Genomic DNA, 24,876 nt, shown 5'->3' on the forward strand with positions numbered 1-24,876 from the left:
AGGTGCTTTTCCAGTGGTTCGCTCGTTGCGCTCGCTCACGGACACCCCTATCCATTGAGCCGACGGTAGAACGGTCGCGGATCCAGGCCGTACGGAGAAAGATGCCAACACTCTGGCCAAAGGTTGGTTCTTCCTGACAGATGGGTGCATCAGTCACAATCACCTCATGGAACCTCCCGTGCGTCTGGCCAGCACCGGCACGATCATTCATGGAGTCGCCGTCGGAGAGGTCCTCGGCGTCTCGACGCTGGCAGGGGCCCGGGTGATAGCGGGGGAGCGGGGCCTGGGCCGGATCGTGCAGCGGCTCAACGTGATGGAGGTCCCGGACATCCTCGCCTGGGTGAAGCCTCACGAGCTGCTGCTCACCACGGGATACCCGCTGCGCAACACCCCCCAGTCGCTCGACCGGCTGGTGATCGACCTGGACGAGCGCGGCCTGGCCGCGCTGGCGATCAAGCTCGGCCGCTATCTGGACCGGCTGCCACCGGAGATGGTGGAGCAGGCGGACCGGTTGGGCTTCCCGCTGATCCAGCTTCCGGACGACGTCGGCTTCGACGACATCCTGAACCAGGTGCTGACCGACATCCTCAACCGCCAGGCCGCCGTGCTGGCCAGGGCCGAGGAGGCGCACCGGGCGCTGGTCCAGGTCGTGCTCGCCGGGGGAGGGCTGCGCGAGGTGGCGGCCGAGGTCGCCGGGCTGCTCGACGTGGCCGTGGCCGTGCTGGACGGAGCGGGCCAGATGCTGGTCTCCGCCGGGCCCGCCGAGTACGTGGCCGCGCTGCGCGGCGCTCCCGAGGGGCGCCACACCTCGGTCCCCGTCGTCGCGGGCGGGCACCACCACGGCCGGATCGTCGCCTGCGGTCCGGTCGGGTCGATCGGCGACAGCGACATCGGCATTCTGGAACGTGCCGCCACGGTCGCCGCCCTGGTGGTGACCCGGCAGGAGGCGGTCAACGCGGTCGAGAGCAAATACCGCGCCGACTTCCTGCGCGACGTGCTCACCGGCCGGGCCGGCGGCACCGAGCGGGTCGCCTCGCGAGCCAAGACCTTCGGCTGGGACCTGGAGCGCCCGGTCACCGTGCTGGTGGCCGAACTCGACCCGGAGGGCGACGAGCGCGTCGCCCAGGACCGCCTGGTCAGCTGCTGGACCGCCGCGATGCGCCGCCACGACGCGCGCGGCGCGGTGGCCGGGTTCTCCCACGAGGTCGTGACGATCGTGGACGCCGCCGTCGACGCCGGTCGCCTGGCCAAGGACGCCGCCGGTGCCTTCGCCGAATGCCTGCCCGCCACCTTCTCCACCGGCGCCAGCCGTGTCGCCGTCGGAGCCGAGGCACTGCCCGAGGCGTACGGCCAGGCGCTGAAGGCGGCCAGGGTGGGCCGTCAGCTCCACGGCAACGGCGCGGTCGCCCACTTCGACCAGCTCGGCGTCTACCGCCTGCTGTCGCTGGTGAACGACACCGCCGAGTTGCACTCCTTCGTCAGCGAGACGCTCGGCTCGCTCGCCTCCGACGCCGACGCGGAGAACGCGGACCTGCGCCGGACCCTGCAGGTGCTGCTGGAGACCAACCTCAACGTCGCCGAGACGGCCAGGAGGCTGCACTTCCACTACAACACGCTGCGCTACCGCATCGGCAAGCTCGAACGGATGCTGGGCAGTTTCACCGAGGACGCACATCTGCGGCTGAACCTCACCCTCGCCCTGCACGTTCTGCGGATGCGTGGCATCTGACACCCTCACCCTCGCCCCGCACGTTCCGCGGATGCGTGGATCCGACCCTCACCTCGCCTCGCGTGTCCCGCGGACGCGGGGCAGGTGAACCTCCTCCATGCCTCGCGTGTCCTGCGGATGCGCGGAACCTTGACCGGCGGGATCTAAACTCTGGGTCGTGAACGAGACCTTTGAGCTGGAAACCGAGTACATCCCACTGTGTGACCTGCTCAAATATTGCGGCGTCGCCGACACGGGCGGCCAGGCCAAGCATTTCATCGCCGATGGCAACGTCATGGTGGACGGTGAGATCGAGCTCCGCAAGACCTGCAAGATCCGCGCAGGGCAGGTCGTGACCGGCGACGGCTTCGAGATCAGCGTGGTCGCCCCCGGGAGCTGATCTCCACGGGACGACCTTCCGGTCAGATGCGTGCGACGCGGCAGGCGAGGTGGAGAGCCAGGCGAGTGTCGGGGTCGGCGAGGTCGACGCCGAGGAGCTGTCCGATCTTGACGATCCGCCGGGCGACGGTGTTGCGGTGGACGCCGAGGACGGCGGCGGCCTCGATCAGGGACGACTCGGCGTCGAGGTAGACGGTGAGGGTCCGGATCAGGTCGCCCGGCTCGGAGTCCAGGGTGGCGAGCAGCGATTTGGCGGCGGGGACGAACGTGTCGGTTCTGGTCCAGGCGAGCAGGAGCTGGGCCAGGCCGAGGCGATCGACGTGCAGGAAACGGCCGGTCTCGACCCGGGACCCGGCCAGGCGGGCGGCGTCGCGAGCCTCGGACAGGGTGCGGGCGATGCCGCCGGGACCGGGGTGAGGCCGGGCCATGCCCACGTGCAGGTCGAGGTCGGCCAGGCGGCGCTGGGCCTGCCGTACGTGCGCGGCCAGCCGGTTCACCGGCCCGGGTCCGGGCTCGGTGTCGTTGGTCACCCAGGCCATCCAGCCGTCGTCCTCCGCCACGACGACCGCCGCGACTCCCTCGGCGGCCAGCGCGGAGACCACATCGGTGCTCAGCGCCACCACGTCCACGGCGCGGCTCACCCCGATGCGAACGCCCGTGTGCCAGCCGTCCAGTCGCCAGCCCGCCTCCGCCGCGCGGCGGCGCAGCGAGGGGCCGGGATCGTCGCCCGCCTGGAGCAGTTCGCCGAGCAGGCCGGATCTGCGCCGGGCGTCGCGCTCCACGTCCACCCGGCGCAGCGCCAGCGATCGCTGAACCGCGGCCGCCGCCACCGCGAGAACCTCCTCGTCGCCCGCCGTGCCGCCGGTGACGAGCCACAACTCCGGGGTCCGGCCGTCAGGGGCGAGGACCGGTACCGCGACGCCGCCGCCCGCCAGCCGCTGGCGCACCGGGACGTTCGTCCTGAACCGAGCCGGTACGAAGGGACCGAGCAGTACGGCCCCGTCCCTCGCCAGCACGGTGACCTCGGTTCCCAGCACCGCGCTCGTACGGTCGCGCATCTCCGCCAGGGCGGTCGCGCCGGCGTCGAGAACCCGATGCGCCGCGAGAACCCGCCGTGCCACGTCCACCTCGGGGGAGGCGACCAGCACGGCCAGTCTCATCGCCGTCTCCAGCGGATCCTCACGGCAGCCGAGCACGGGCATCCCCAGCCGTTCGGCGAGCAGGACCGTACTGCGCAGCAGCGATTCGGTTCCCGGCACCAGCAGCCCGGCGGCCCCCGCCTCGGCCGCCCGGCTCAGCTCGGCGTCCAGTCGCCAGGCGGTGCGGTCGGGGTCCAGCAGAACGAGCAACTCTCCGGCGGCGAGGGAGACGCTCGCCGTCCTCGCCGCCACGCGCACGCCGGTGACCTGGAGTCCCGTCGCGGTCTCGCCCGCGAGCGAGACCAGCGGGGCTCGGACGAACAGGTCGGTGACGATCACCAGCCGCCTCCGTCCGGCTGATCGGCTCCACGTGGTGGACCGTCCTTCCACGGCGGGCCGGTCTCGTGCGGCGGGCCGCCACCGGCGTCGCCGTCCCCCATCAGGCGCGGGGGGACGTCGATGCCGAACGCCGCGGGGGAGACCTGGGACAGGCGGTCGGGCCGGCGCCAGAGAGCGGGGGCGGGCAGCTGGACGACCTCGACCCGGTGTCCGGGCCGTACCTCGTAACAGGCGATCGGCGCCCCGGTCCGGGACTCCAGCAGGCAGAGCACGTCAGGGGTGGTCGCCACCGGCACGCCGTCCCGGAACACGACCTGGTACTCGTTCTCCATCTCCACGCGCAGCACGGCGCCGTCGTGGTCCAGGATCGTCACGGTGCCCCGTCCGCTCGGCCGCCTGTTCACCTCGACGACCCGGCCGGTCCCGGCGAGCCTGCCGCCGAGGGCCGCCGCACGCGGTGCGTTCCCCGGCAGCGACAGCATGGTGCGCCCGAGGCCGAGCGCACGCGAGAGGCTGCCGACGATCGCCTGCCCGGGGAGGTCCGCGGCGCGAATCGGCCAGTGCGCGAACGCGGCCCAGCCGCCGCTCGCCGCCAGCGCGCCGCGGATCATCCGGTCTCCGGCGTCGGGGTCGCACCGGTCCATGACCGTGGTCCGGCCCGCGGCGTCCACCATCGCGTACGGCCCGGCGGCCACGTTCGCCCGAGAGGTGGACATGTGGCCGATCCGGGGGAAGGCCCGTCCCATGAGGTCGGCGTCCACCACCGGCCGCCCGCAGCAGAACACGGCGATCCCGTTGCTGCCGCCCGCCTCCAGGGACATGACCGCGTCCACCCGGACGCCGCTCCAGCGGGCCACCACCTCGATCGCCTCGCCGAGTTCGCCGCCGGACGGGAGCTTCTCGTCCAGCAGTCCGGTCGCCCCGACGAACCCGATCGGCACGACCACGGCATCGGGAGAGAGGTCGGCGACCGCGAGGAACGGCACCGGGGCCACGCGGAGCAGCCGTCGCAGCAGCGTCCCCATCGTGGCGCTGGGCCCGCCGCCGCCCGAGCCGAGCAGGACGCAGCCACGGTCGAGGGCGGCGACATCCTGCTCGGTGATCACCCTTCTAGATTGCCACGGGGTCCAGGTCGTAGCCGAAGTACCTCGGTCCGACGAGTGCCAGGCCCTCCGGTGTGTGCCAGCGAGGGTCGCACGGGGCGACCAGCACCGTGACCCGCTGGCCGTACCGGGTGGCCTCGGTCGTCACCGGAAATCCCGTCTGCTGGTCGAGCACGCAGATCAGGTCGGGCGTGGTCGCCACGGGGACTCCGTCGAGTTCGGCCAGCAGGTGCTCGTTCTGGAACGACAGGCGCAGCTCGGCCGAGCCGTCGGTGAGCTTCGCCGTACCCCGGGCGAATCCCCCGACGGTGCGGCGCTCGACGTCCAGGATCTTGCCGGTGAACAGCACCCGCCCTCCCAGCCGCCCGGCGACCGCCTCGGCCGTGTCACCGGTGGCCCGGTGGCGCTCGACCAGCGCGCCGAGCTCGGCGCAGAGCGACAGCGTGCCGGGCACCATGAACTCGCGGGCCTGCTTGCCGGTCATGGCGTAGAGGGCGGTCGTGGAGGAGCCGCCCATCTCCACGGTGGCCGCTCGGGCGAGCCGTTCGGTCCAGTGGTTGTCGACGGTGTGGATGACCGCCCGGTTGCCCTTGTCGTCGGACATCGCCATCGGGGAGGCCTTGACCCCGTAGAGGCCGGGGACGAACATCTGCAACTCGGGGAACGCCCGGCCCATGCCGTCGGCGTCGATGAGGGGCAGGCCGGTCCTGGCCGCCGCGGCGACGGGGATCAGCGAGTTCACGCCGCCCGCCTCCGCGCAGGCCAGGTGGGTCGGGCGACGGCCGAGGTAGCCGCACAGGGCCTCCACCGCGTTGGAGAGCTCGTCGGCGGCGGGCAGTTTCTCCACCATCACCGTGGGCGCGCCCATGGACGCGACCGGCAGGACCACCGCGTCGTCGGGCAGCTCCGCCAGCGGTGTCAGCTTCACCGGGCCGGTCTCCCGCAGGGCGGCGCGGGCCATGAGGCGGCCGATGTAGGGGTCGCCGCCCCCGCCCGTGCCGAGGATGGCCGCTCCCGTGGCGATGTCGACGAGGTCGTCGAGGCCGATCTCACGCATGTCCCGCTCCCTTCGTCGAAAGTTCCTTGATCGCGAGGTCGCCCACGGCCTTCACCCGGATGCGCGTGGCGTCCCCGGGGAGGTAGGGCACGGGGATCTCGTCGAACTCCACGATCCGGACGCTGCCCGGCTGCGCGCCTCCCGCGATCGCCCGATCCACGGCCTCCTGGCGGGCCTCGTCGAGTACGGTCTCCCGGCGGTCGGGGGCGACCGTGTAGATCCGGTCCACCTCGCCGCCGATCTGCGCGATGGCCGCGCCGATGGCGTTGGCCACCGAGTGGTTGCCCGGCCGGTGCAGGGTGCCGCAGCCGGGCAGTTCGTCGGGCAGGAGGATCGATCCGCCGCCCACCGCCACCACGGGAAGCGGCTCCGGGCTGGTCCGCATCCGTTCCACGGCCTCGGCGACCTCGTCGGCGATCCGATCGAGGACCGCCTGGACCATGCCCCGGTCCAGGTGGGCGACCAGCGAGGGGTCGCCGATCTCCGCCCGGCCCGCGGCCACCGCTATGTCGGTGGCGGTGAGGGTCGAGCCGCCGAACACCAGCGCCTGCTCGGGCAGGCGGTAGCCGACCGAGTCGGGACCCACTCTGTGGTCCGGGTGGATCCGGCTGCCGCCGCCGATGCCGATCGACAGCACGTCGGGCATGCGGAAGTTGGTGCGGATCCCCGCGACCGTGACCTCGGTCGTCGCCTCGCGGGGAAAGCCGCCGCTGAGGATTCCGATGTCGCTGGTCGTGCCGCCGATGTCGACGACCGCACAGGTGCCGATGCCGGACAGCGCCGCGGCGCCGCGCATGGAGTTGGTCGGTCCCGAGGCGAAGGTGGCGACCGGGTAGCGCCTGGCGAACTCCAGGCCCATCAGCGTGCCGTCGTTCTGGCTGAGGTAGAGGGGCGCGGTGATGCCGAGCCCCGCCATCGCCCCGGACAGGCCGTCCACGATGCCGGTCGCGAGCTCCCTGAGCGCCGCGTTCACGATCGTGGCGTTCTCCCGCTCCAGCAGGCCTATCCGGCCGATCTCGTGGGAGAGCGAGATCGGCACGCCCGGCAGTTCGGCGGCGAGGATCTCCGCGGCCCGCTCCTCGAACTCGATGTTCACCGGGGAGAAGACCGAGGAGACCGCCACCGAACGGATGCCCCGGGCGCGGATGTCGTCGGCGGTACGGCGCAGCTCGTCGGGGTCCGGCTCGGAGATGAGCCGCCCGTCGAACTCGTGCCCCCCGTGGCACAGGTAGCCGCGGCCGGAGACGGCCTCGACCAGCGCGTCCGGCCAGTCCACGAACGGAGGCAGGGCCGAGGTGGCGGGCAGGCCCAGCCGTACGGCCGCGGTGGGAGCGAGCCGGTCGGCCTCCACCAGCGCGTTGATGAAGTGCGTGGTGCCGATCATCACGGCGTTCACGTCGCCCAGCGTCGCGCCTTCGCCGTCCGCGCCGTTCGCCGCCCGGGCGGAACCGGTCGCGGGCGGCCTCTGGAGGAGTTGGTCCCGCAGTCCTTCGAGGGCCGCGACGATGCCGCCGGTGACATCCCGGGTGGTGCCCCGCTTCACCGCGGCGACCACCCGGTCGCCGTCCATCAGGACCGCGTCGGTGTTGGTGCCGCCCACGTCGATGCCGATTCTCATACCCGGACTCCCTCGGAGATCTCGATGTCGGCCGGTCCGGCTCCCATTTCCCTCACCAGGCCGAGCTTCCCGCAGACGACGTAGAGCACAAAGGCCGCGACCAGTGAGTTGACGCTGCCCAGCCCGGCGGTGACGTACTGGCCGACGAGCGAGGCGGCCAGCCAGATCACCAGCGTCGCGGGGACCCACATCGGAGAGCTCGACGGAGCGGCGCCCTCCGCGCGGCCCTCGGCCAGCCGGCCGCGCCAGCGGCGCACCACGAAGTACTCCGCGATCATGATTCCGGCGATCGGCGGGAACACCACCCCGAGGATCAGCAGGAAGTTCGAGAACTGGTCGAGGATCCCGGCCGCGCCCAGCAGCGTGCCCGCCACGCCGACGATCGCGGTGACCACGGCCCGGTTGGGGCGGCGGTCGGTGACGACGACGACGAAGTTCACGATGCCCAGACCGGAGGAGTACAGGTTCCAGTCATTGATCTTCAGTGTTCCCGCGACGATCACCAGCGTGCCGACCAGACCGACCGAGGAGGTGACGATCGCGATCACGTCGGAGCTGCCGACCGCGTGGGCGAGGAGCACCCCCGAGAGTCCGATGACGTACTCGCCCAGGGTGATGCCGACCAGTGTCTGCTTGACGACGTCCGCGGCGTTCCGGTTGAACCGCGTCATGTCGGGGGTGATCACCGCGCCGACCATGAGGCTTCCCGCGACCAGGGCCACCCCTTCGAGCAGGGTCATGGACGGACCCGGTGGTGGAGAGGAGACGAGCGTGCCGAGCGAGTGACCGCTCAGCTCGGAGATGATCGACCAGGCGACCAGCGCGAGAAAGAGCGGGACGGTCAGGTAGGCCGTCCAGGCCATCGAGTGGAAGCCCAGCATGACGATGGCCGTGACGGCGAGGCCGAAGGCGATCGCCCACACCCACTCCGGCGGCCCGCCGATCAGCTCCGACAGGCCGCGGGCCGAGACGCCCGACTGGACGCCGAACCAGCCGATCAGGCTGATCCCGATGGCCAGGCCGATCACCGCGGAGCCGCCGCGGCCGAATCCGGTCCAGCGGGCGAGCATCGAGGTGGACAGGCCCTCGCGCATGCCGATGACGCCCACGAAGATCATCCCAAACTCCAGGATCACCGCGCCGATGGTCAACGCCCAGAACGCGCCCCAGAAATCCATCCCGAAGCCGAGTGTCGCGCCGAGCAGGAACTGGGTGAGAGCCGAGACCTGGCCGAACCGCTGCACGGCGATCGACCACCAGGGGTAGCGCGCCGTTGTGGGCACTCGTGCCAGCGAGTAGTCGTCCATGCCGACGGTGTCAGCCATGAGGACCTCCAGTAGTGAGTTGAAAGTACGGTAAGCAGCTGTTCCGCTCCGGCATAGGTGCGTTGAGCACTGCCCGCATGGCTGAACAGGGCGATCCGCACCATCGCCTCACGAAGGGTGGAACGAGCCGGGACCGGCAGGTTTTCGTGATTTCCGTGCGTTTCGCCGGGCGTTTTCACCGGCGGTGCGCGACGCTTTCACTGGTCGGCGCCTCAGATTTGGCAGATCATGACGATGTAAGGGTGTGATCGCGGGCCTACCGTGCCCGCAACGACAGCATGGGGATTCGCCGGAGGGATGCCTGCGGGGCGGCCACCGACCGACGGCCCGGTGAAAGGTGGGCTTGATGGTTGCAGGTTGGACAAAACACGGCGACGGCAAAACCCTGGCACCGGGAGAGGTCGTCAAACCGGACGAGCGGCTGTCCTGGCCGCGCATGGTCGGGTTCGGCGCGCAGCACGTCATCGCGATGTTCGGCGCGACGTTCGTCTTCCCCCTGGTCATGGGGCTGAACGCGAACGTCGCCATCATGTTCTCCGGCGTCGCGACGATCATGTTCCTGCTCATCGTGAACGGGAAGATCCCCAGCTACCTCGGGACCAGCGCCTCGTTCGTGGGCGGTGTGTTCGCCATCCGGGCGGCCTTCGGCGGTGACACCTCCGGGGCCGACGCGATCGTCACCGGGTCGATCCTCGTCGTGGGCCTGGTGCTCGCGCTCGTCGGCGTGGCGATCCACTACCTCGGCGTGCAGATCATCCACCGGATCTTCCCGCCGGTCGTCACCGGCGCGGTCGTCATGCTGATCGGGTTCGGCCTGGCGTACGTGGTCGCGGACATCTACTGGCCGCAGGACCAGTGGATCGCCCTGATCACGATGTGCGTCACCTTCCTGATCATCGTGCTCTTCAAGGGGTTCGTCGGGCGGATCGGCATCCTGCTCGGGTTGGTCATCGGTTTCCTCCTCTCCTGGGGAGCCGACAGGATCTTCGGCGACATCACCGCCTACAACGCCGGCACCGGCGCGATCGACACGCACCCGCGGGTGAGCTTCGACGCGGTGGCCCAGGCCGACTGGATCGGCCTGCCGAGCATGCACTTCCCCGACTTCAGGTTCTCCGCCGTGGTCCTCGTGCTCCCGGCCGTGATCGCGCTGGTCGCCGAGAACGTGGGGCACGTCAAGGCGGTCGGCGAGATGACCGGCACCGACGTGGACCCCTACCTCGGCCGGGCGATCATCGGCGACGGGGCCGCCACCGCGGTCGCCAGCGCCTTCGGAGGCTCTCCGACCACCACCTACGCCGAGAACATCGGGGTCATGGCCGCGACGAGGGTCTACTCGACGGCCGCGTACTACATCGCGGCGGTCATCGCGATCCTGTTCGGCCTCTGCCCCAAGTTCGGCGCGCTGGTCGCGGCGACGCCGGGCGGCGTGCTCGGCGGCATCACCGTCATCCTCTATGGCATGATCGGCTTGCTCGGCGCGAAGATCTGGATCGAGAACCGGGTGGACTTCTCCGACCCCGTCAACATGGTTCCGATCGGAGCGGGCATCATTCTCGCCATCGGCCCGGTCAAGCAGATGATCGGCTCGGACTTCACGCTGGAGGGCATCGCCCTCGGCACCATCGTGGTGCTCGTGGGCTATCACGTGCTCCGGGCGATCTCCGGCCGCACCGGTGCCGGCCGCGGCGGCGACCCGGCCCCCGAGCCCGAGGCGACCGGGCTGAGACGAGAGGCCGCCGGGTGAAGCCACCTCCGTTCGACTATCACGCCCCCCGATCCCTCGGCGAGGCGCTCGACACGCTCGCCGAGGCCGGGGAGCACGGCAAGGTGCTCGCGGGCGGCCAGAGCCTGATCCCGATGCTGAACATGAGGCTGGCCGCTCCGGCGCACCTCGTCGACATCAACCGGCTGGCCGAGCTGGCCACCCTCGACGTGGAACCGGGGGGTGTCCGGGTCGGCGCGCTGGCCAGGCACGCCCAGGTGGAGCGGTCCGAGCAGGTCGCCGCCGCCCAGCCGCTGCTCCGCGAGGCGCTCCGGCTGGTCGCCCACCCGGTGATCCGCAACCGGGGCACCGTGGTCGGCAGCCTGGCGCACGCGGACCCGGCCGCCGAGCTGCCCGCCGTCCTGGCCCTTCTCGGGGGTTCGGTACGGCTGGCACGGTCCGGCGCCGTCCGGGACGTCCCGGCCGCCGACTTCTTCGTGGGCCTCCTGGAGTCGGCGGTCGAACCGGGCGAGCTGGCCGTCTCCGCGTTCTTCCCCGCGCTGCCCCCGCGATCGGGCACCGCGTTCCGCGAGGTCGCCAGGAGGCACGGCGACTACGCCCTGGCCGGGATCGCGGCGCTGGTCCGCCTGGACGACGACCTGCGGATCACCTCGGCCACGGTGGCGTGCGTGAGCGTCGGCCCCGTCCCGGTCGTCGTCGACGTCACCGGGGCGTGCGGACACCGGCCTCCGGCGACGGCCGACTGGGCCTCGGCGGCGCGGGCCGTACAGGATCGCATCGAGCCGGAGGCCGACATCCACGCGACCGCCGCCTACCGGCGGCACCTCGCCGGGGTGCTGACCGAGCAGGCACTTCGCGACGCGGCCAGGGAGGCCACCGGTGCATGAGATCACGCTGACCGTCAACGGGATGATCCGGCAGGTCGAGGTGCCGGGGCGGAGGCTGCTGTCGGACTGCCTGCGGCACGATCTCGGCCTGACGGGCACCCACGTCGGCTGCGAGCACGGGGTCTGCGGATGCTGCACGGTGCTGCTGGACGGCGAACCCGTCCGGTCCTGCCTGACGTTCGCGGTCAGCGTGGACGGACACGAGATCACCACCGTGGAGGGGCTCGCCGGGCAGGACGGTGAGCTGTCGCCGGTGCAGCGGGCCTTCGCCGAGTGCCACGGCCTGCAGTGCGGCTTCTGCACCCCCGGGTTCCTGTGTACGGTGACCGCCCTGCTGCGGGAGAACCCGGCGCCGACGGAGCAGGAGGTGCTGGAGGGCATCTCCGGCAACCTCTGCCGGTGCACGGGCTATCAGAACATCGTCAAGTCCGTCCATCGCGCGGCCGAGATCATGGCGGAGGAGTCGTGAGGGAGCGAAGCGGGCGAGCCGGTGGGCACGGCGGCGTTCGCGGACGCGAACTCCGAGCGGCGGGCCAGGAGGTCGTATGAGCGAGCGAGCCGGCGAACGCGAACGCGGACTCCGAGCGCCGGGTGAGGAGGCCGTATGAGCACGAAGCTGTTCGGGGAGCCGGTCCAGCGACGGGAGGACCCCCGGCTGCTCACCGGGCAGGGGCGGTACCTGGACGACCTGGGCGCGGGCGCGTTCGAGGTGGCGTTCGTCCGGTCCCCGCACGCCCACGCCAGGATCCGCGACATCGACGTGTCGGACGCCCTGGAGGTGGAGGGGCTGGTGGCGATCTACACCTGGGAGGACCTGCCCACCCTCCTCGCCCAGCCGTTGCCGCTGCTCATCCCGCACCCGGCGCTGACCCACGGCCGCACCGCCCACGCTCTCGCCCGCGACGTCGTCAGGCACGTCGGCGAGCCCGTCGTGATGGTCGTCGCCCGCGACCGCTACCTCGCCGAGGACGCCTGCGCGCTCATCCGGGTGGACTACGAACTCCTCAAACCGGTGGTCGGCGTGGAGGAGGCGGCGCAGTCCGCGCAGCTCGTCCACGAGGACGTGCCGGGCAACGTCGGCGCGCACCTGGTCCAGGAGGTGCCCTCGGCGGGCGGGTTCGGCGCGCGGGAGGCGATCGAGGCCGCGCCGCACACGCTGGCCTTCCGGCTCGACATCGAGCGCAGCGCCTCCATGCCCCTGGAGGGGCGCGGGGTGTACGCCCGCTGGGACGCCGACGACCGGTCCCTGCGCGTCTACTCCAGCACCCAGACCTCCACCAGCGTCCGCATGGCCATCGCGGCCAAGCTCGGCCTGCCGCTGCCCAAGGTCGAGGTGATCGCGCCCGACGTGGGCGGCGGCTTCGGGGTCAAGATCGTGCATCCGTGGCCGGAGGAGGTCCTGGTCCCGTGGGCGGCGATCGTGCTCGGCCACGAGGTCAAGTGGACCGAGGACCGGCGCGAGCACTTCATCTCCTCCGCGCACGAGCGGGCCCAGGTGCAGTTCGTCAGGGTCGGATTCGACGACGACGGCCGGGTGCTCGGCCTCGACGTGAACATCCTGCACGACCACGGCGCCTACACGCCGTACGGGATCATCGTCCCGATCATCACCTCCACCCAGCTCCTCGGCCCCTACAAGATCGGCGCCTACCGGGTCGAGTTCTCCTCGATCTACACCAACACCGTGCAGGTCACGCCGTACCGTGGGGCGGGCCGCCCGCAAGGGGTCTTCTGCATGGAGCGGACGATGGACCACATCGCCGAATACCTGGAGGCGGACCGTACGGCGGTGCGCGAGGCCAACTTCATCCAGCCCGGCGAGTTCCCCTACGACCAGGGCCTGATCTTTCAGGACGGACGGCCGCTGATCTACGACAGCGGCGACTACCCCGAGTCGCTGCGACTGCTCAAGGAGCTCATCGGCTGGGACGGCTTCCCCGACCTGAAGGCCCGGGCCGCGGCACAGGGGCGGAGGATCGGCATCGGCATCGGCTGCTACGTCGAGGGCACCGGAGTCGGCCCCTACGAGGGCGGTCACGTCCAGATCACCTCCGACGGCCGGGTGCACGTCTCCACCGGGCTCACCTCGCAGGGCCAGGGCCACGAGACGGTGTTCGCCCAGATCGCCGCGACCGAGCTCGGCGTGCCGCTGGAGCGGGTCTCGGTGGTCACCGGCGACACCCGCAGGTTCGGCTACGCGGTCGGCACGTTCGCCTCGCGGGCCGCGGTGATGAGCGGCAACGCGATCGCCCTGGCGTGCAGGAAGGTCAGGGACAAGGCCCTGCGGATCGCCGCCGAGGCGCTGGAGGCCGACCCCCGCGACCTGGAGATCGTCGACGGCGAGGTGAAGGTGGTGGGCGCGCCCGGCGCCTCGATCTCGCTGGCGACGGTGGCGGTGCTGTCCAACCCCCTGCGCTACGCCTTCGACTCCGAGACGGCCAGGGCGACCCAGTTCGCCGGGACGTCGTCCTTCGACCGGCCGCCGGTGGAGGCGGGAGACGAACCGGGGCTGGAAGGACGCGACTACTACTCGCCGATCCGCTCGACGTTCGCCTCCGGCATGCACGCGGCGATCGTCGAGACCGACCCGCTGACCGCCGAGATCCACATCCTGCGCTACGCCGTCGTCCACGACTGCGGAAACCTGATCAATCCGATGATCGTGGAGGGGCAGATCCACGGCGGGGTCGCCCAGGGCGTCGGCGGAGCGCTGTACGAGCGCATGGTCTACGACGGTCACGGTCAGCTGCTGAACGCCTCGTTCATGGACTTCCTGATGCCCTACGCCACGGAGATCCCCCACATCGAGACCGCGCACCTGGAGACCCCGTCCCCGCTCAACCCCCTGGGCATCAAGGGCGCGGGCGAGGCCGGGGTCATCCCGGGCTCCGCGGTGATCGCCTCGGCCGTCGAGGACGCCGAGGGGATCAGGATCGACAAGATGCCGATCTCCCCGTCGGAGCTGTTCGACCTGCGCCGCGCCTCTTCCTGAGGACCCCGGTGCTCGCCGTACGACTGCGGGCGGCGCCGCCGTGGTTCCCCGGCGCCGGACCGGCCGAAGGTCAGGCGCCGACCGGGTCCGTGGCGGGTAGGTCGCGCATCGTGCGCAGGGGGGAGAGCAGGAGCGGCACCAGGGCCAGCAGCGCCAGCACGGCACTGATCCACAGCGTGGTGCGGGCGCCGAAGAACTCGCCCAGCGCTCCTCCGGCCAGGCCGCCGAGGGGAATGGTGCCCCACACGACGAAGCGCATGGTGGCGTTCATCCGGCCGAGCATGTGCTCGGGAGTGACGCTCTGGCGGAAGCTGACCTGGCCGACGTTGTAGAGCACCGCGCCGACCCCGCTCATGAACATGGCGACCGCGAACAGCAGGATTCTCCATCCGGGCTCGGTGAGCGGGATCAGGAGCATGAACGGCGAGGTCACGAGGACGGACAGCCAGATGATCCGAGCCGTGCCGACCCGGCGGCCGACCACGCCCACGACCGCCGCGCTGCTGAGCCCGCCGAGGGCGCCCGCCGAGAACAGCAGGCCGATGACGCCGGGGGAGAGCTCCAGCACCCGGGCCAGAAAGATCATTTCGACGGCCGCCGTCATCCCGCCGCTGAAGTTGGCGGTGGCGGTGGAGGCGGCGATCATCCGCAGGATCCGGTGTGTGGCCACGAACCGCAGCCCCTCGCCGATCTCCTTGGTCAGGCTTCGCCGGGCCGCCCGGTCCGGCACCTGCTCGACGGCGTCGATCCGCCACAGGAACAGCGCCGAGCCCAGGAAGCTGATGGCGTCCGCGAGCACCGCGACCGGCGCGGTGAGCACCTGGACCAGCAGGCCGCCCAGACCGGGTCCGGCCACGCCCGCCGTCGTCCGCACGATCTCCAGCTTGGCGTTGCCGTCGACCAGTCGCTCCCGCCCGACCAGACTCGGCAGGTAACTCTGGTAGGAGATGTCGAAGAAGACCGTGGCCAGTCCCATGCAGAGCGCCACGCCGTACAGGTGGGGGAGGGTCAGCCCGCCGAACCACCACGCGATCGGCACCGACGCCAGCAGCGCGCCGCGGACCAGGTCGGAGATGATCAGGATCCGCCGCCTGCGCATCCGGTCCACCCACACCCCGGCGGGCAGCCCCACCAGCAGGAACGCGGCGGTCTCGGCCGCGACCAGCAGGCCGGTCTCGAACTCGCTCGCCTGGAGTGCGAGCACCGCGACCAGCGGAAGTGCGAGCAGGCTGACCTGCGTGCCGAACTGGCTGATCGTGTCGGCACCGAACAGGCGCATGAAGTTCCGGTGCCGGAACAGGCTGGGGGAGGTCACCGGGGCATGCTGACGGGCTTCCCGATCAAAAGCAACACCTTTACTCCGCTGCTGGAGCCGAGCCGACAGCCGAGGTCCCGAAGGAGGCCGTTATCTCGGCGGCATCCTCATAGGCGAAGGCGTCCTCGTCATTACCGATCTCAGCCCTGATCGCGCCTCTTGCGAAGCGTGGCCATCGGTCGTGTTCCTCTCGACGGAGCGTCCGTGGGGTAAGGCGACGAACAGCCGGCCGACGTGCCGCGCTGCCTCCTCCGGGGGTATGCCCCACCGCTTGAGCGGTCCGCAAAGGACACGGACACCTCCCTGTCAGGCGATCCGGTAATGGTTGTCGTCAACGGTGGCGACGACCTCGAGCCGTCCTCCGAGCGCCTGGACATAGGCCGTTAATGTGCTTAGCGTCGCTGCGCCCAGTTCCCCGCGCTCGATCGCGGAAATCCTCTCCTGTCGCACGTGCATCCGCTCCGCGACGTCGGCCTGGCGCAGTCCCAACTGCTTGCGTACGGTGGCCAGTCTGATGGCGGTGACGGTCTTGGCCGCGTCCTCGTCGATCGCGGCGATGTCCTCCTCGTCGAAGATCTCGTGCTTGACGTCGTCCCACGAGTGGAATGTGGTCATCGCTGCTGCTCCTTCGGTGATGCTTCCAGCCATTCGATCCATTCGGCGAAGCGATCCTCCGCGAGCGGTATCGCCTTCTCGTACCAGGCTTCCCACTGGCCGGCCTTGTCACCGGCGACGAGAAGTACGGCGTTGCGACGGGGATCGAAGGCGAACAGGATTCTCACCTCGCTCCGTCCTGATGATCCGGGACGGAGCTCCTTCATATTTTGCAGGACCGACCCTGTGATCCTGTCAACCAGTGGCCTTCCGAGGCCAGGCCCGATTTCGACGAGAGTCTGGATGGCCTGGCCGATCAGTCTGGACGTCGCACGATCGGTTGCCCTCATCGCGTGCAACCACTCTCGAACCTCCCCCGTCATTTCTAAGTTCCATGCCATGACCAGCCTCCTTCATAGTATGCACGCATACTATGAAGGGCAAGATTGTCGCAATGGGTGTTCGCAAAAACTCGCTTCGTGTTCCTTGGTGGATCCAAGTAAGGGTTCGTACTGTTAGCCCGAAACGCTATGGGAACCTATACGGACCTGGGCTCGGGTATTCCTCGGTGTTTCTCCCCGGGGTGGTGATCTGGGAGAAGGGCCGGAAAGTGTCGGGGGTGGCCGGTAGCGTTGGTGACCGGTGAGGTCATCTGGGCTGGCGGTGGCCAGGGTCGGGGGTGGGCGAAGTGGCGGTGCTGATGGCGACGGCATCGTGTACCGCCCACCGGGCAGCGCTGGAGACCGGCGGCGAGGCGGTGGGTGAGCGGACGCTGGTGCGGCGGGTGGGCTGGCTGGCCGCGCTGGCTCAGACCATGACCACACAGATCCTCGCCGAACGCTGGACCGATGCGGCCCTGACCGCACTCGCCTCGGGTAAAAGCGGTGACGGGCGGGGGTGCATCGGCGGGCGGTGCTGGCGGCGGTGCTCGCGACCTGGCCGGTCGACCCATCCAAGCGATCGGAGGCGGAATGGCAAGCGGTGCGCGCGGCACTACCCGCCGGGACGAGCGCGGCGCAGATCCGTAACCGCACCCGGCAGGTCCGCGCGTATCTGGCCGAGCACCAGCGGTTGCCCGCTGATGTGACCGAGGTGGAGGGTGCGCCGATGGTGGCGGCGCAGGTGCTACTGGCGGCGGCCGACAAACAGCTGGTCACCCTGACCCGCGCCACCCCCGCAGACGCCACCCCCGCAGACGCCACCGCCTCGGACGGGCCACCGGCAGGTGCGGGTGACGGGCCCGGTGGGCCGCAGGCGGCGGTGTTGCGGGTGCGGCTGCCTTTGTGCCCAGCCCCGCTTTCATGGGCCGATTGGGCGTGGCGTGTGATCGTGTTCACGCTGCCGCCACACGTACCCACTCACGCCACCTGGTGCACGCCCACGCTACGGGTGGCCACACACCGGCTGCGGGTCGATCTGCCGTTCACCGTCTCGATCCCAACTGCTGCGGCAGCGGGGCATCGGGTGGGGCTGGGGTTGGATTGGGGGGTGAACACGTTGCTGACCGGCACCGTCGCCCGCCTGACCGACCCACCCGGCGCCTCGGCCGGCGGGCCGGGCAGCGGGTCGGGTGCCGGCCCTGCGGGTGGGCGGGTGTTCTCCGATGGGCGGATGCTGCGCTACGACGCCACCGCGATCTCCGCGAAACTGCACCGACTGCGCGCCCACCGCGAACACCTGGCCGTCGAACGTGATCACTACGCCGCCCTGCTGTCGGGGTTATGCGCCCCGGACCTGCAGTGGGCCGACCTGCACACCCGGCACGCCCGCACCGAAGCCGACCACGAACGTATCTGCGCAAGGATCCGCAACCTCAATCACGCCCTGGCCCGGTCGGCGGCCCGCTGGGCAGTGGACCAAGTGATGGCGACCGGCTGCGGCGTCATCTACCTCGAAGATTTGGCCACGTTGGAGGCGCGCGGGCGTCGCCGGGGTAATGCCCGGCTGTCGGGGCAGGTCCGCGGAATGGTGGTGGCCGCGATCCGGCACCTGGCCGCCAAAGCCGGCATCGCCGTGGTCACCGTCCCCGCGCGGGGCACCTCGAAGTACTGCCCGCGCTGCGGCACCGGCACCAGCCCTCTGAAGCACGTGGCGGCGCCGGACCAGCCCAGCCGGGCGGGCTGGAAATGGGCGCGCTGCTCGTGTGGGCTCTCGGCGGATCGGGATTGGGCCGCCGCCGAGCGGATCGTGGCCCGCGGTCTGCTGGGTCAGGCCCATACCCGCACCGACCGGGCCACCGGCCACCGCACCATCACCATCGTGGTGGAGGGCAACGTCGCCCGCGCCCGGCGCCCCCGCGCTGAGACCCGGCGGGTACGCCGGGCCAACCGTAGCGGCCGCGACACTTTCATCCGTCCCGGCCGTCCCGGCCGTCCCGGCCCCACCCCGGGCAAGGGCCGGCCCACGCCTAAACGCCCCGGACGGCCCACTCCGGCAGTCCGGGATGAGGCCGGGCTCGCATCGACTTTTCGCCGTGTGCCGGAGTGGCGTACGGTTCCCGCCCCCACCGCGGTGGGACAGCGTCCGGCGGGACACGAACCCCAGAGCGGCCACCTTGCGGTGACCCGCTCAGGTCGTGCACGCGATTTCCAGCACCGGACCGGTTTCCACCGCGCCCGCGCCACCCCCGTCCTCCGCCTCAGCGCGGACTACGGACCCCGCGCGGGAACGGCCACACCGGCCCGGAATGTCTGAAATCCTCAGACAACCACAGGAAATCGAAGACGCTTCCTGGGCGGGGTGAACCTTGCTTGAAGGAATCCGGCTGGGTATCGGGAGATTCCGTCGACCGTGGCCATGGACCATGTCGGACAGGTTGTGGGAACGGATTAAGTCGTTGCTGTCAAAGACGGAGCGCTGGCATTTCGGATATAAACGGCCTGATGACCGTAAAACGCCGTGTGAGGCCAGGTTTGTGCTCTACTGTCGGGCCGTATGGGAAAGGTCATCTTGCACGTCACCATGTCGCTGGACGGTTTCATGGCCGGCCCGGACATCAGCGTCGAACTGCCTATGGGCCGGGGCGGGCAGCGGCTGCACGACTGGATATTCAACGCGTCACCCAACGACGCGGACGCCGAGGTGATCCGGGAGCTGTTCACCACGACGGGAGCGGTCGTGCTGGGCAGGCGGACGTTCGACGTGAGCCTGGGGGAGTGGGAGGACACGCCTTTCCCCGCACCTTCCTTCGTGCTCACGCATGAGGTTCGAGACGAGCTGGCCATGAAGAGCGGGACGTTCACCTTCGTGACCGACGGCGTCGAGAGCGCACTTCGGCTGGCCAGGGCGGCCGCGGGTGAGAAGAACGTCATCGTGATGGGCGCGGACGTCTCCCAGCAGGTCCTCAGAGCCGGCCTCCTCGATGAGATACACCTTCAGATCGCGCCGGTGCTGATCGGCGAGGGCCGCCGGTTGTTCGACCACCTCGGCGCCGAGCACATCGAGCTGGAACGGATTCGAGTGATCGAGTCACCCCACGCCACGCATCTGGAATTTCGCGTGGTGAAGTAGGCGCCGCCGCCACGGTCCCGTTCCGCCCGAGCCTGCCGGCGGGAGGCCACGATCCCGTTCCGTCCGGGACGACCGGCGGTCTGCCTGAGCCTCCCGGTGGGAGGATCCGGTCCCGTTCCGTCCGGGACGATCGGTGAGAGGACTCGTCCCCGTCCTGGCCTGCCTGACGGTGGGAGAACTCGCAGGCACGGGGAGAGGGTGGCGTTTCAGGACACCTCGGCGACCAGGCGTTTGCGGAACACCCAGTACGACCAGGCCTGGTAGCCCAGCACGAACGGCAGCGCGATCAGTCCGATCCAGGTCAGCACGCTCAGCGTGTAGGGGCCGGAGGCGGCTTCGGCGATGGTCAGGCCGGGCAGGGGGGCCGGGGAGAGGGCGCCGAACAGGGCGGCGCCGGTCAGGACGATGGACGAGGCGGTGGCGGCGAACGCCCAGCCGTCCCGGCCGCGCCAGGTCAGTGCGATCCCGGCGGCCAGGGCCGCCATCGCGGTCAGGGCGCAGGCCCACAGCCACGGAGCCGCGGCCCAGTCGGCGACGGCCGCCGGCACGCCGGGGATGGTGGACAGCGCCACCACCGCGGCGGGCAGGACCACCGTCGAGGCGATCATCGCGGCACGGCGGGCACGCGAGCGCATCGGGCCGGAGGTCTTGAGCGCGACGAAGACCGCCCCGTGAAGCACGCACAGCGAGAGCGAGAACACCCCGCCGACCAGTGCCGCCGTCGCGCTGCCGTGCAGCAGGGCGGCGAAGACGGCGCCCCACAGGAACGCCGGCAGCGCGCTGCCGACCAGGATGCCCAGGTCGCACCGGGCGCGGCCCGCGGAGCTGTGGACCTTGCCCCGCCACTCCAGGCCGATGCCGCGCACGATCAGCCCGACGAGGATCAGCACGATCGGCAGGTAGAACGTGCTGAACAGCCCGGCGTACCAGACGGGGAAGGCGGCGAACATCGCCCCGACGGCGGTGATCAGCCAGACCTCGTTGCCGTCCCAGACCGGGCCGATGGTGCCCAGGATCTGCTTGCGCTCGGCCTCGTTCCTGGACAGCGCGGGCATCAGCATGCCCACACCGAAGTCGAAGCCCTCCAGGACGAAGTAACCGGTCCACAGGAACGCGATGACCGCGAACCAGAAGGTGGTGGTTTCCATGATTCCGCCTTCAGTACATCAGGGTCGGCTGGAGCCGGGCGGCCCTGTCCTCGTCGTCCTCGGAGGGCCGCGTGAGGGGGTCGGGGGAGACGGGTTCGGGGCCCGTCTTGACGTGGCGTACGAGCAGTACGGCCTCGGCCAGCGCGAGCACGCCGTACAGGGCGGTGAAGATCGCCAGCGAGACGGCCACCTCGGTCAGGCTGACGCCGGGTGACACGCTCGCGGCCGTGAGCAGCTCGCCCTGGACGGTCCACGGCTGGCGGCCGACCTCGCTGAGCAGCCAGCCCGCGATGATCGCGATGGTCGGCAGCGGCAGCGCCAGCAGGCAGCTCCGGGCGAACCACGCGGGGATCTCACGCGGGCGGCCGGCGGCGCGGCGGCGCTTGCGGGTGAGCCACAGGCCGAGGACCGACAGTCCCACGGTGGTCAGACCGAAGACGATCATCACGCGGAAGGACCAGAAGACCACGGGCAGGTTGGGCCGGTAGTCGCCGGGGCCGAACTGCTTCACGAACGTGGCCTGCAGGTCCTCGGTGCCCTGGACCACCGCGTTCGGGTCGTGGGTGGAGAGGAAGCTGAGCAGCTTGGGCACCTCCACGCCGGGAACGGGGGAGAACGGCGCGCCCGCCGTGTCGTGCCTGAGGCCCTCGGCGGCGGCCAGCTTCATCGGCTGCTGCTCGTACAGCAGCCTGGCGGACGTGTCCCCGCTGGCCACGACCACGACCCCGGCGATCGCGACCATGACGAGCGCGGCCCGCATCGGGGTCCGCCACATGCTCGCCCCGCCCGGCCGTGCCGGCGTGGTCCGGCCGGGATCCGCCGGGCCGGACCGCCGTTCCCGCAGGAGGTGGTAGCCGCAGACCGCCAGCACGAATCCGCCCGCGACCACGAAGGCGCCTCCGACCACGTGGGGCACCTGGGCGAGCGCGGTGGAGTTGGTGAGCACCGCCCACAGGTCCGTCATCCGGGCCCTGCCGTCGACGACCTCGTAGCCGACCGGGTGCTTCATCCAGGCATTGGCGGCGAGGATGAAGTAGGCGGACAGGTTGGACCCGATGACAGCCGCCCAGATGGTGGCGAGGTGGATGCGCTTGGGCAGCTTGTCCCAGCCGAAGATCCAGAGACCCAGGAAGGTCGACTCCAGGAAGAACGCGAGCAGCGCCTCCAGGGCCAGAGGGGCGCCGAAGACGTCGCCGACGAAGATCGAGTACTCGCTCCAGTTCATGCCGAACTGGAACTCCTGCACGATGCCCGTCACCACGCCCATCCCGAAGTTGATCAGGAAGAGCTTCCCGAAGAACTTCGTGAGCCGCAGGTAGTGCTCCTTGCCGGTGCGGTGCCATGCGGTCTGCAGGCCGGCCACGAAGACCCCGAGGCCGATCGTCAGGGGTACGAACAGAAAGTGGTACACGGTGGTGACCCCGAACTGCCACCGTGCCAGGTCCAGTGCGTCCATCTTCCCCTCGCCGCTCCTTCGCTCTACGAGTTGTAGTGCTACCTCCAGTAGTACTACAAGCTGTAGAGCATTGGGCGGGGAGGGTGCCACGAGCTCATGCGATCTTCGTCACACGGTCGGGGACGTGCCGCGGGTTGCACGATTCCTGTCCGGCTTGCAGGCCTTTCTTAAAGGCAATTGCAAGGAATGATATGGGGATGTGCAAGTGCGCCCCTATATCAATGAATCAGCCCGAAGGGGGAGTCGGCAAAGGGCCGGCACGGAGGGCTGAGGAGAAATCATGATGAAGAAACTGGCCACCGGTCTTCTGGCTCTCGCCGCCACCGGTGCCGTCGCTCTCGCCGCTCCGGCCACCGCGTCCGCCGCGACGACCGCGACCGCGTCCGCCGCGACGACCGCGACCGTGACGGCCGGTCCGTCCGGCTACGACTACAGCGACTACTGGGGCAGCTACTACTCGTCCAACCACAAGGCCAAGGCCCGCGGCTGGATCGGCGTCGAGTGGGACAAGCACCAGAAGCGCAACACCGTGCGGGTGAAGGGCTCCCTCTACGACCTCGACCACCGCACGTACAAGCAGGGCGGGAAGTGCGCCTACGTGAAGTTCGGGGTGCACCACTTCGGTGACAACGGCGGCCAGTGGTACGACGGCAAGTCCTACACCTACTGCGGAGCCGGCGGGGCCAAGCAGTTCCAGTTCTCCAAGAACCGGGTGGACAGCGTCCGCGTCAAGGTCTGCCAGGTCCCCCTGCACAGCTCCTACCCGACCAAGTGCGGCGACTGGGAGTACCTCTACACCGCCGAGAGCGAGTGATCACATATAGTCCCTGCCCTCTAGCCCTGAACGGCTCGCCCCTTTCTCCGGGGCGGGCCGTTCGGCGTGTGGGGCGGTTTGTGTGAACGGGCCTCTCTGGTGATGCGCATCTTTTTGGACGAGGGCTTTAGTGTTATTCATTGCTTCTCGGATGAATCACGAATTTAGCCGGATCTTTCGCCTCCGCGGTGGGTTTGTGCGGTATGGCGTGATCGCCCTCTTCGGCGTGCCGGCCGCGCGCCGCTGCCGGAGGTGGGTCGCCTAACCCTCGCGCTCGTCGAAGGCCTTGATCAGCCGCTTGGGCGCGGCCATCCGCCAGGACTCGGTGACCAGCTCACCCAGCTCGCCGAGCTCCAGCGCGGCGGTCTTGACCAGCATGTACTGGTAGTTCTGGTAGTGAGGCGTGACGATGAAGATCTCGGGGCGCTCCTCGGTGAGCGCCGTGCGCTCGTCGACGGTGACCTTGAAGACCATGAGCTCGGGATCCTCGTGCTGGCGGATGAACAACGTGCCGTTCACCTTCAGCGAGGGGGTGCCCCAGGACTCGGACTCCTCGACCCCCGGCAACTCGATCGCAACATCACGGACGCGGCTGAAATCAAGCACATTCCACGATGACACATCGTGGTTCTGTTATCCAACGACTGGCGAAGGGGCGGCCGGCGGTGGGCGACCTCAGATCACACGCAGCACCCCGACCCGCGAACCGTCACCTCCCGAGAGACTTCCGGCGGCGACCACTGAGCGTGGTTCGCAGGTCTACGAATCGCCGGCCGGGGTTCCGATCGCGGCTTTCAGGTAGGCGTCGAGGTTGCCGAGCTCGAAACCCCGGCGCTTGATCTTGTTGACCAGGATGCGGAAGTCCCGCGAGAGGTTCGGGCGGAAATGCAGCAGCAGGACGTCGCCCGGACGCAGCTTCTTGTCGGGCACCTGGTAGGCGATCTTCCCTCCGGGTTGCACGGTCGCGGTCCAGAGAAGGAGCGCGTCGAGGCCACACGCTTTGGCCGCCTTGAGCGTCAGACTGTTGTAACTGCCGAACGGCGGGCGGAACAGGGCGGGCTGGGTTCCGGTGTGCTTGCGGATCAGTTTGGAGGAGCCGCAGATCTCGGCCTTCTGCTGGTCGTAGCCGAGCGACGGCAGGCTCGGATGGGTCAGCGTGTGGTTCTCGATCGTCGCGCCCGCGTCGCGCAGGTCACGCACGTACCCCCATTTGCCCGCCCCCAGGAACTTGCCGCCCTGAGCGGTCGGATCGACCGCGCCCCTGGCTTCCACGGCGTCGCGCATCACGAAGGCCGCGATGGGGATCCGCTGGCTCCTGACCTGTGACACGAAACCGGGATCCTGTTCCCAGCCGTCGTCGATGGTGAGGAAGACGACCTTCCTCTTGGTCGGAATGGAACTGATCACCGGCGGCAGGCCGTCGTCGGATCGGGGGATCCTCTTCACCTCGCCCGGTCGGGGCAGTGCCCCGGGCGGTCCCTTCGGAGTCGCCGCCTCCGCGGATCCGGCGGAGGAGACGCCGGTGCCCGGGCCCGGCGTGGAGGTCGCGCCGCCGGCACCGGATCCCCCGTCCGTGCCGGTGCCGCATCCGGCGCTCATCGCCAAGGCCACGAAGGCGGCCGCCGATCTGATCGCCCATGACTTCGCCGCTGACATGGACGATCATCCTGCCAGCAATCGAAGCGCTAAATGCCCGGTTTGGGAACTTTATGGCCGTGGTCCCCGTGGTCTCCATCCGCCTCGCGC

General features: G+C 70.1%; 21 protein-coding genes. 9 read left to right on the top strand and 12 right to left on the bottom strand.

The features are described from left to right. Positions 1–166 precede the first annotated feature (166 nt). Complete coding sequence (locus J2853_RS02290) at positions 167–1,729, top strand: PucR family transcriptional regulator (protein WP_307554422.1); 1,563 nt, start codon at positions 167–169, stop codon at positions 1,727–1,729. 157 nt (positions 1,730–1,886) lie between these two features. Then, positions 1,887–2,108 carry an RNA-binding S4 domain-containing protein gene (locus tag J2853_RS02295; RefSeq protein WP_307554424.1) on the top strand — a complete coding sequence of 74 codons (222 nt, stop codon included), beginning with the start codon at positions 1,887–1,889 and terminating at the stop codon, positions 2,106–2,108. 22 nt (positions 2,109–2,130) lie between these two features. On the opposite strand, the gene J2853_RS02300 is transcribed toward J2853_RS02295, so the two are convergent. From J2853_RS02300 to J2853_RS02320, 5 genes are read right to left on the bottom strand one after another with little or no spacing between them, the layout of a single operon-like run. Then, positions 2,131–3,585 (bottom strand): PucR family transcriptional regulator, encoded by a 1,455-nt coding sequence (locus tag J2853_RS02300; protein WP_307554426.1) that lies wholly within the window; start codon positions 3,583–3,585, stop codon positions 2,131–2,133. Then, positions 3,582–4,691 carry a DUF917 domain-containing protein gene (locus J2853_RS02305; protein ID WP_307554428.1) on the bottom strand — a complete coding sequence of 370 codons (1,110 nt, stop codon included), beginning with the start codon at positions 4,689–4,691 and terminating at the stop codon, positions 3,582–3,584. Before J2853_RS02305 ends, J2853_RS02300 begins: the two co-directional genes overlap by 4 nt. A 4-nt stretch (positions 4,692–4,695) precedes the next feature. Continuing rightward, on the bottom strand, positions 4,696–5,745 hold the full coding sequence (locus tag J2853_RS02310) for an S-methyl thiohydantoin desulfurase family protein (protein ID WP_307554431.1): 1,050 nt from the start codon (positions 5,743–5,745) through the stop codon (positions 4,696–4,698). Further along, positions 5,738–7,363 carry a hydantoinase/oxoprolinase N-terminal domain-containing protein gene (locus tag J2853_RS02315; protein ID WP_307554433.1) on the bottom strand — a complete coding sequence of 542 codons (1,626 nt, stop codon included), beginning with the start codon at positions 7,361–7,363 and terminating at the stop codon, positions 5,738–5,740. Before J2853_RS02315 ends, J2853_RS02310 begins: the two co-directional genes overlap by 8 nt. Continuing rightward, positions 7,360–8,688, bottom strand: coding sequence for a purine-cytosine permease family protein (locus tag J2853_RS02320; protein ID WP_307554435.1), 1,329 nt, complete (start codon positions 8,686–8,688; stop codon positions 7,360–7,362). Before J2853_RS02320 ends, J2853_RS02315 begins: the two co-directional genes overlap by 4 nt. A gap of 346 nt (positions 8,689–9,034) precedes the next feature. On the opposite strand from J2853_RS02320, the gene J2853_RS02325 reads away from it, so the two are divergent. The 4 genes from J2853_RS02325 (at position 9,035) to cutA (ending at position 14,293) form a co-directional block, all read left to right on the top strand. Continuing rightward, positions 9,035–10,435, top strand: coding sequence for a uracil-xanthine permease family protein (locus J2853_RS02325; RefSeq protein WP_307554437.1), 1,401 nt, complete (start codon positions 9,035–9,037; stop codon positions 10,433–10,435). Beyond that, complete coding sequence (locus J2853_RS02330; protein WP_307554440.1) at positions 10,432–11,301, top strand: FAD binding domain-containing protein; 870 nt, start codon at positions 10,432–10,434, stop codon at positions 11,299–11,301. Before J2853_RS02325 ends, J2853_RS02330 begins: the two co-directional genes overlap by 4 nt. A gap of 22 nt (positions 11,302–11,323) precedes the next feature. Next, positions 11,324–11,770, top strand: coding sequence for a (2Fe-2S)-binding protein (locus J2853_RS02335; protein WP_307568574.1), 447 nt, complete (start codon positions 11,324–11,326; stop codon positions 11,768–11,770). 135 nt (positions 11,771–11,905) lie between these two features. Continuing rightward, positions 11,906–14,293 carry an aerobic carbon-monoxide dehydrogenase large subunit gene (gene cutA / locus J2853_RS02340; protein WP_307554442.1) on the top strand — a complete coding sequence of 796 codons (2,388 nt, stop codon included), beginning with the start codon at positions 11,906–11,908 and terminating at the stop codon, positions 14,291–14,293. A gap of 70 nt (positions 14,294–14,363) precedes the next feature. On the opposite strand, the gene J2853_RS02345 is transcribed toward cutA, so the two are convergent. The 3 genes from J2853_RS02345 to J2853_RS02355 all read right to left on the bottom strand — a co-directional run bounded on the left by J2853_RS02345 (position 14,364) and on the right by J2853_RS02355 (position 16,603). Continuing rightward, complete coding sequence (locus tag J2853_RS02345; RefSeq protein ID WP_307554444.1) at positions 14,364–15,608, bottom strand: MFS transporter; 1,245 nt, start codon at positions 15,606–15,608, stop codon at positions 14,364–14,366. Positions 15,609–15,914: 306 nt separating this feature from the next. Continuing rightward, positions 15,915–16,223 (bottom strand): helix-turn-helix domain-containing protein, encoded by a 309-nt coding sequence (locus tag J2853_RS02350; RefSeq protein ID WP_307554446.1) that lies wholly within the window; start codon positions 16,221–16,223, stop codon positions 15,915–15,917. Further along, complete coding sequence (locus J2853_RS02355) at positions 16,220–16,603, bottom strand: type II toxin-antitoxin system RelE/ParE family toxin (protein WP_307554448.1); 384 nt, start codon at positions 16,601–16,603, stop codon at positions 16,220–16,222. The genes J2853_RS02350 and J2853_RS02355 overlap by 4 nt, the downstream gene beginning before the upstream one ends. A gap of 496 nt (positions 16,604–17,099) precedes the next feature. Here J2853_RS02355 and J2853_RS02360 point away from each other — a divergent pair, with 496 nt between their 5' ends. Then, positions 17,100–18,896 (top strand): zinc ribbon domain-containing protein, encoded by a 1,797-nt coding sequence (locus J2853_RS02360; protein WP_307554450.1) that lies wholly within the window; start codon positions 17,100–17,102, stop codon positions 18,894–18,896. Positions 18,897–19,136: 240 nt separating this feature from the next. Next, positions 19,137–19,712 carry a dihydrofolate reductase family protein gene (locus tag J2853_RS02365; protein WP_307554453.1) on the top strand — a complete coding sequence of 192 codons (576 nt, stop codon included), beginning with the start codon at positions 19,137–19,139 and terminating at the stop codon, positions 19,710–19,712. A 206-nt stretch (positions 19,713–19,918) separates the two neighbouring features. Here J2853_RS02365 and cydB read toward each other — a convergent pair whose 3' ends face one another. Beyond that, positions 19,919–20,860: a cytochrome d ubiquinol oxidase subunit II gene (gene cydB, locus J2853_RS02370; protein ID WP_307554455.1), complete on the bottom strand. Its 942-nt coding sequence runs from the start codon at positions 20,858–20,860 to the stop codon at positions 19,919–19,921. A 10-nt stretch (positions 20,861–20,870) separates the two neighbouring features. Next, on the bottom strand, positions 20,871–22,316 hold the full coding sequence (locus J2853_RS02375; RefSeq protein WP_307554457.1) for a cytochrome ubiquinol oxidase subunit I: 1,446 nt from the start codon (positions 22,314–22,316) through the stop codon (positions 20,871–20,873). 280 nt (positions 22,317–22,596) lie between these two features. Here J2853_RS02375 and J2853_RS02380 point away from each other — a divergent pair, with 280 nt between their 5' ends. Continuing rightward, positions 22,597–23,130 (top strand): hypothetical protein, encoded by a 534-nt coding sequence (locus J2853_RS02380; RefSeq protein ID WP_307554459.1) that lies wholly within the window; start codon positions 22,597–22,599, stop codon positions 23,128–23,130. 261 nt (positions 23,131–23,391) lie between these two features. Here the strand turns inward: J2853_RS02380 and J2853_RS02385 are convergent, their stop codons facing one another. After that, complete coding sequence (locus J2853_RS02385) at positions 23,392–23,736, bottom strand: MmcQ/YjbR family DNA-binding protein (protein WP_307554462.1); 345 nt, start codon at positions 23,734–23,736, stop codon at positions 23,392–23,394. A 153-nt stretch (positions 23,737–23,889) separates the two neighbouring features. Beyond that, positions 23,890–24,786 carry a polysaccharide deacetylase family protein gene (locus J2853_RS02390; RefSeq protein ID WP_307554463.1) on the bottom strand — a complete coding sequence of 299 codons (897 nt, stop codon included), beginning with the start codon at positions 24,784–24,786 and terminating at the stop codon, positions 23,890–23,892. Positions 24,787–24,876: the final 90 nt, after the last annotated feature.

Origin of the sequence: Streptosporangium lutulentum (genome assembly GCF_030811455.1) — a bacterium.
GTDB classification, from domain to species: domain Bacteria; phylum Actinomycetota; class Actinomycetes; order Streptosporangiales; family Streptosporangiaceae; genus Streptosporangium; species Streptosporangium lutulentum.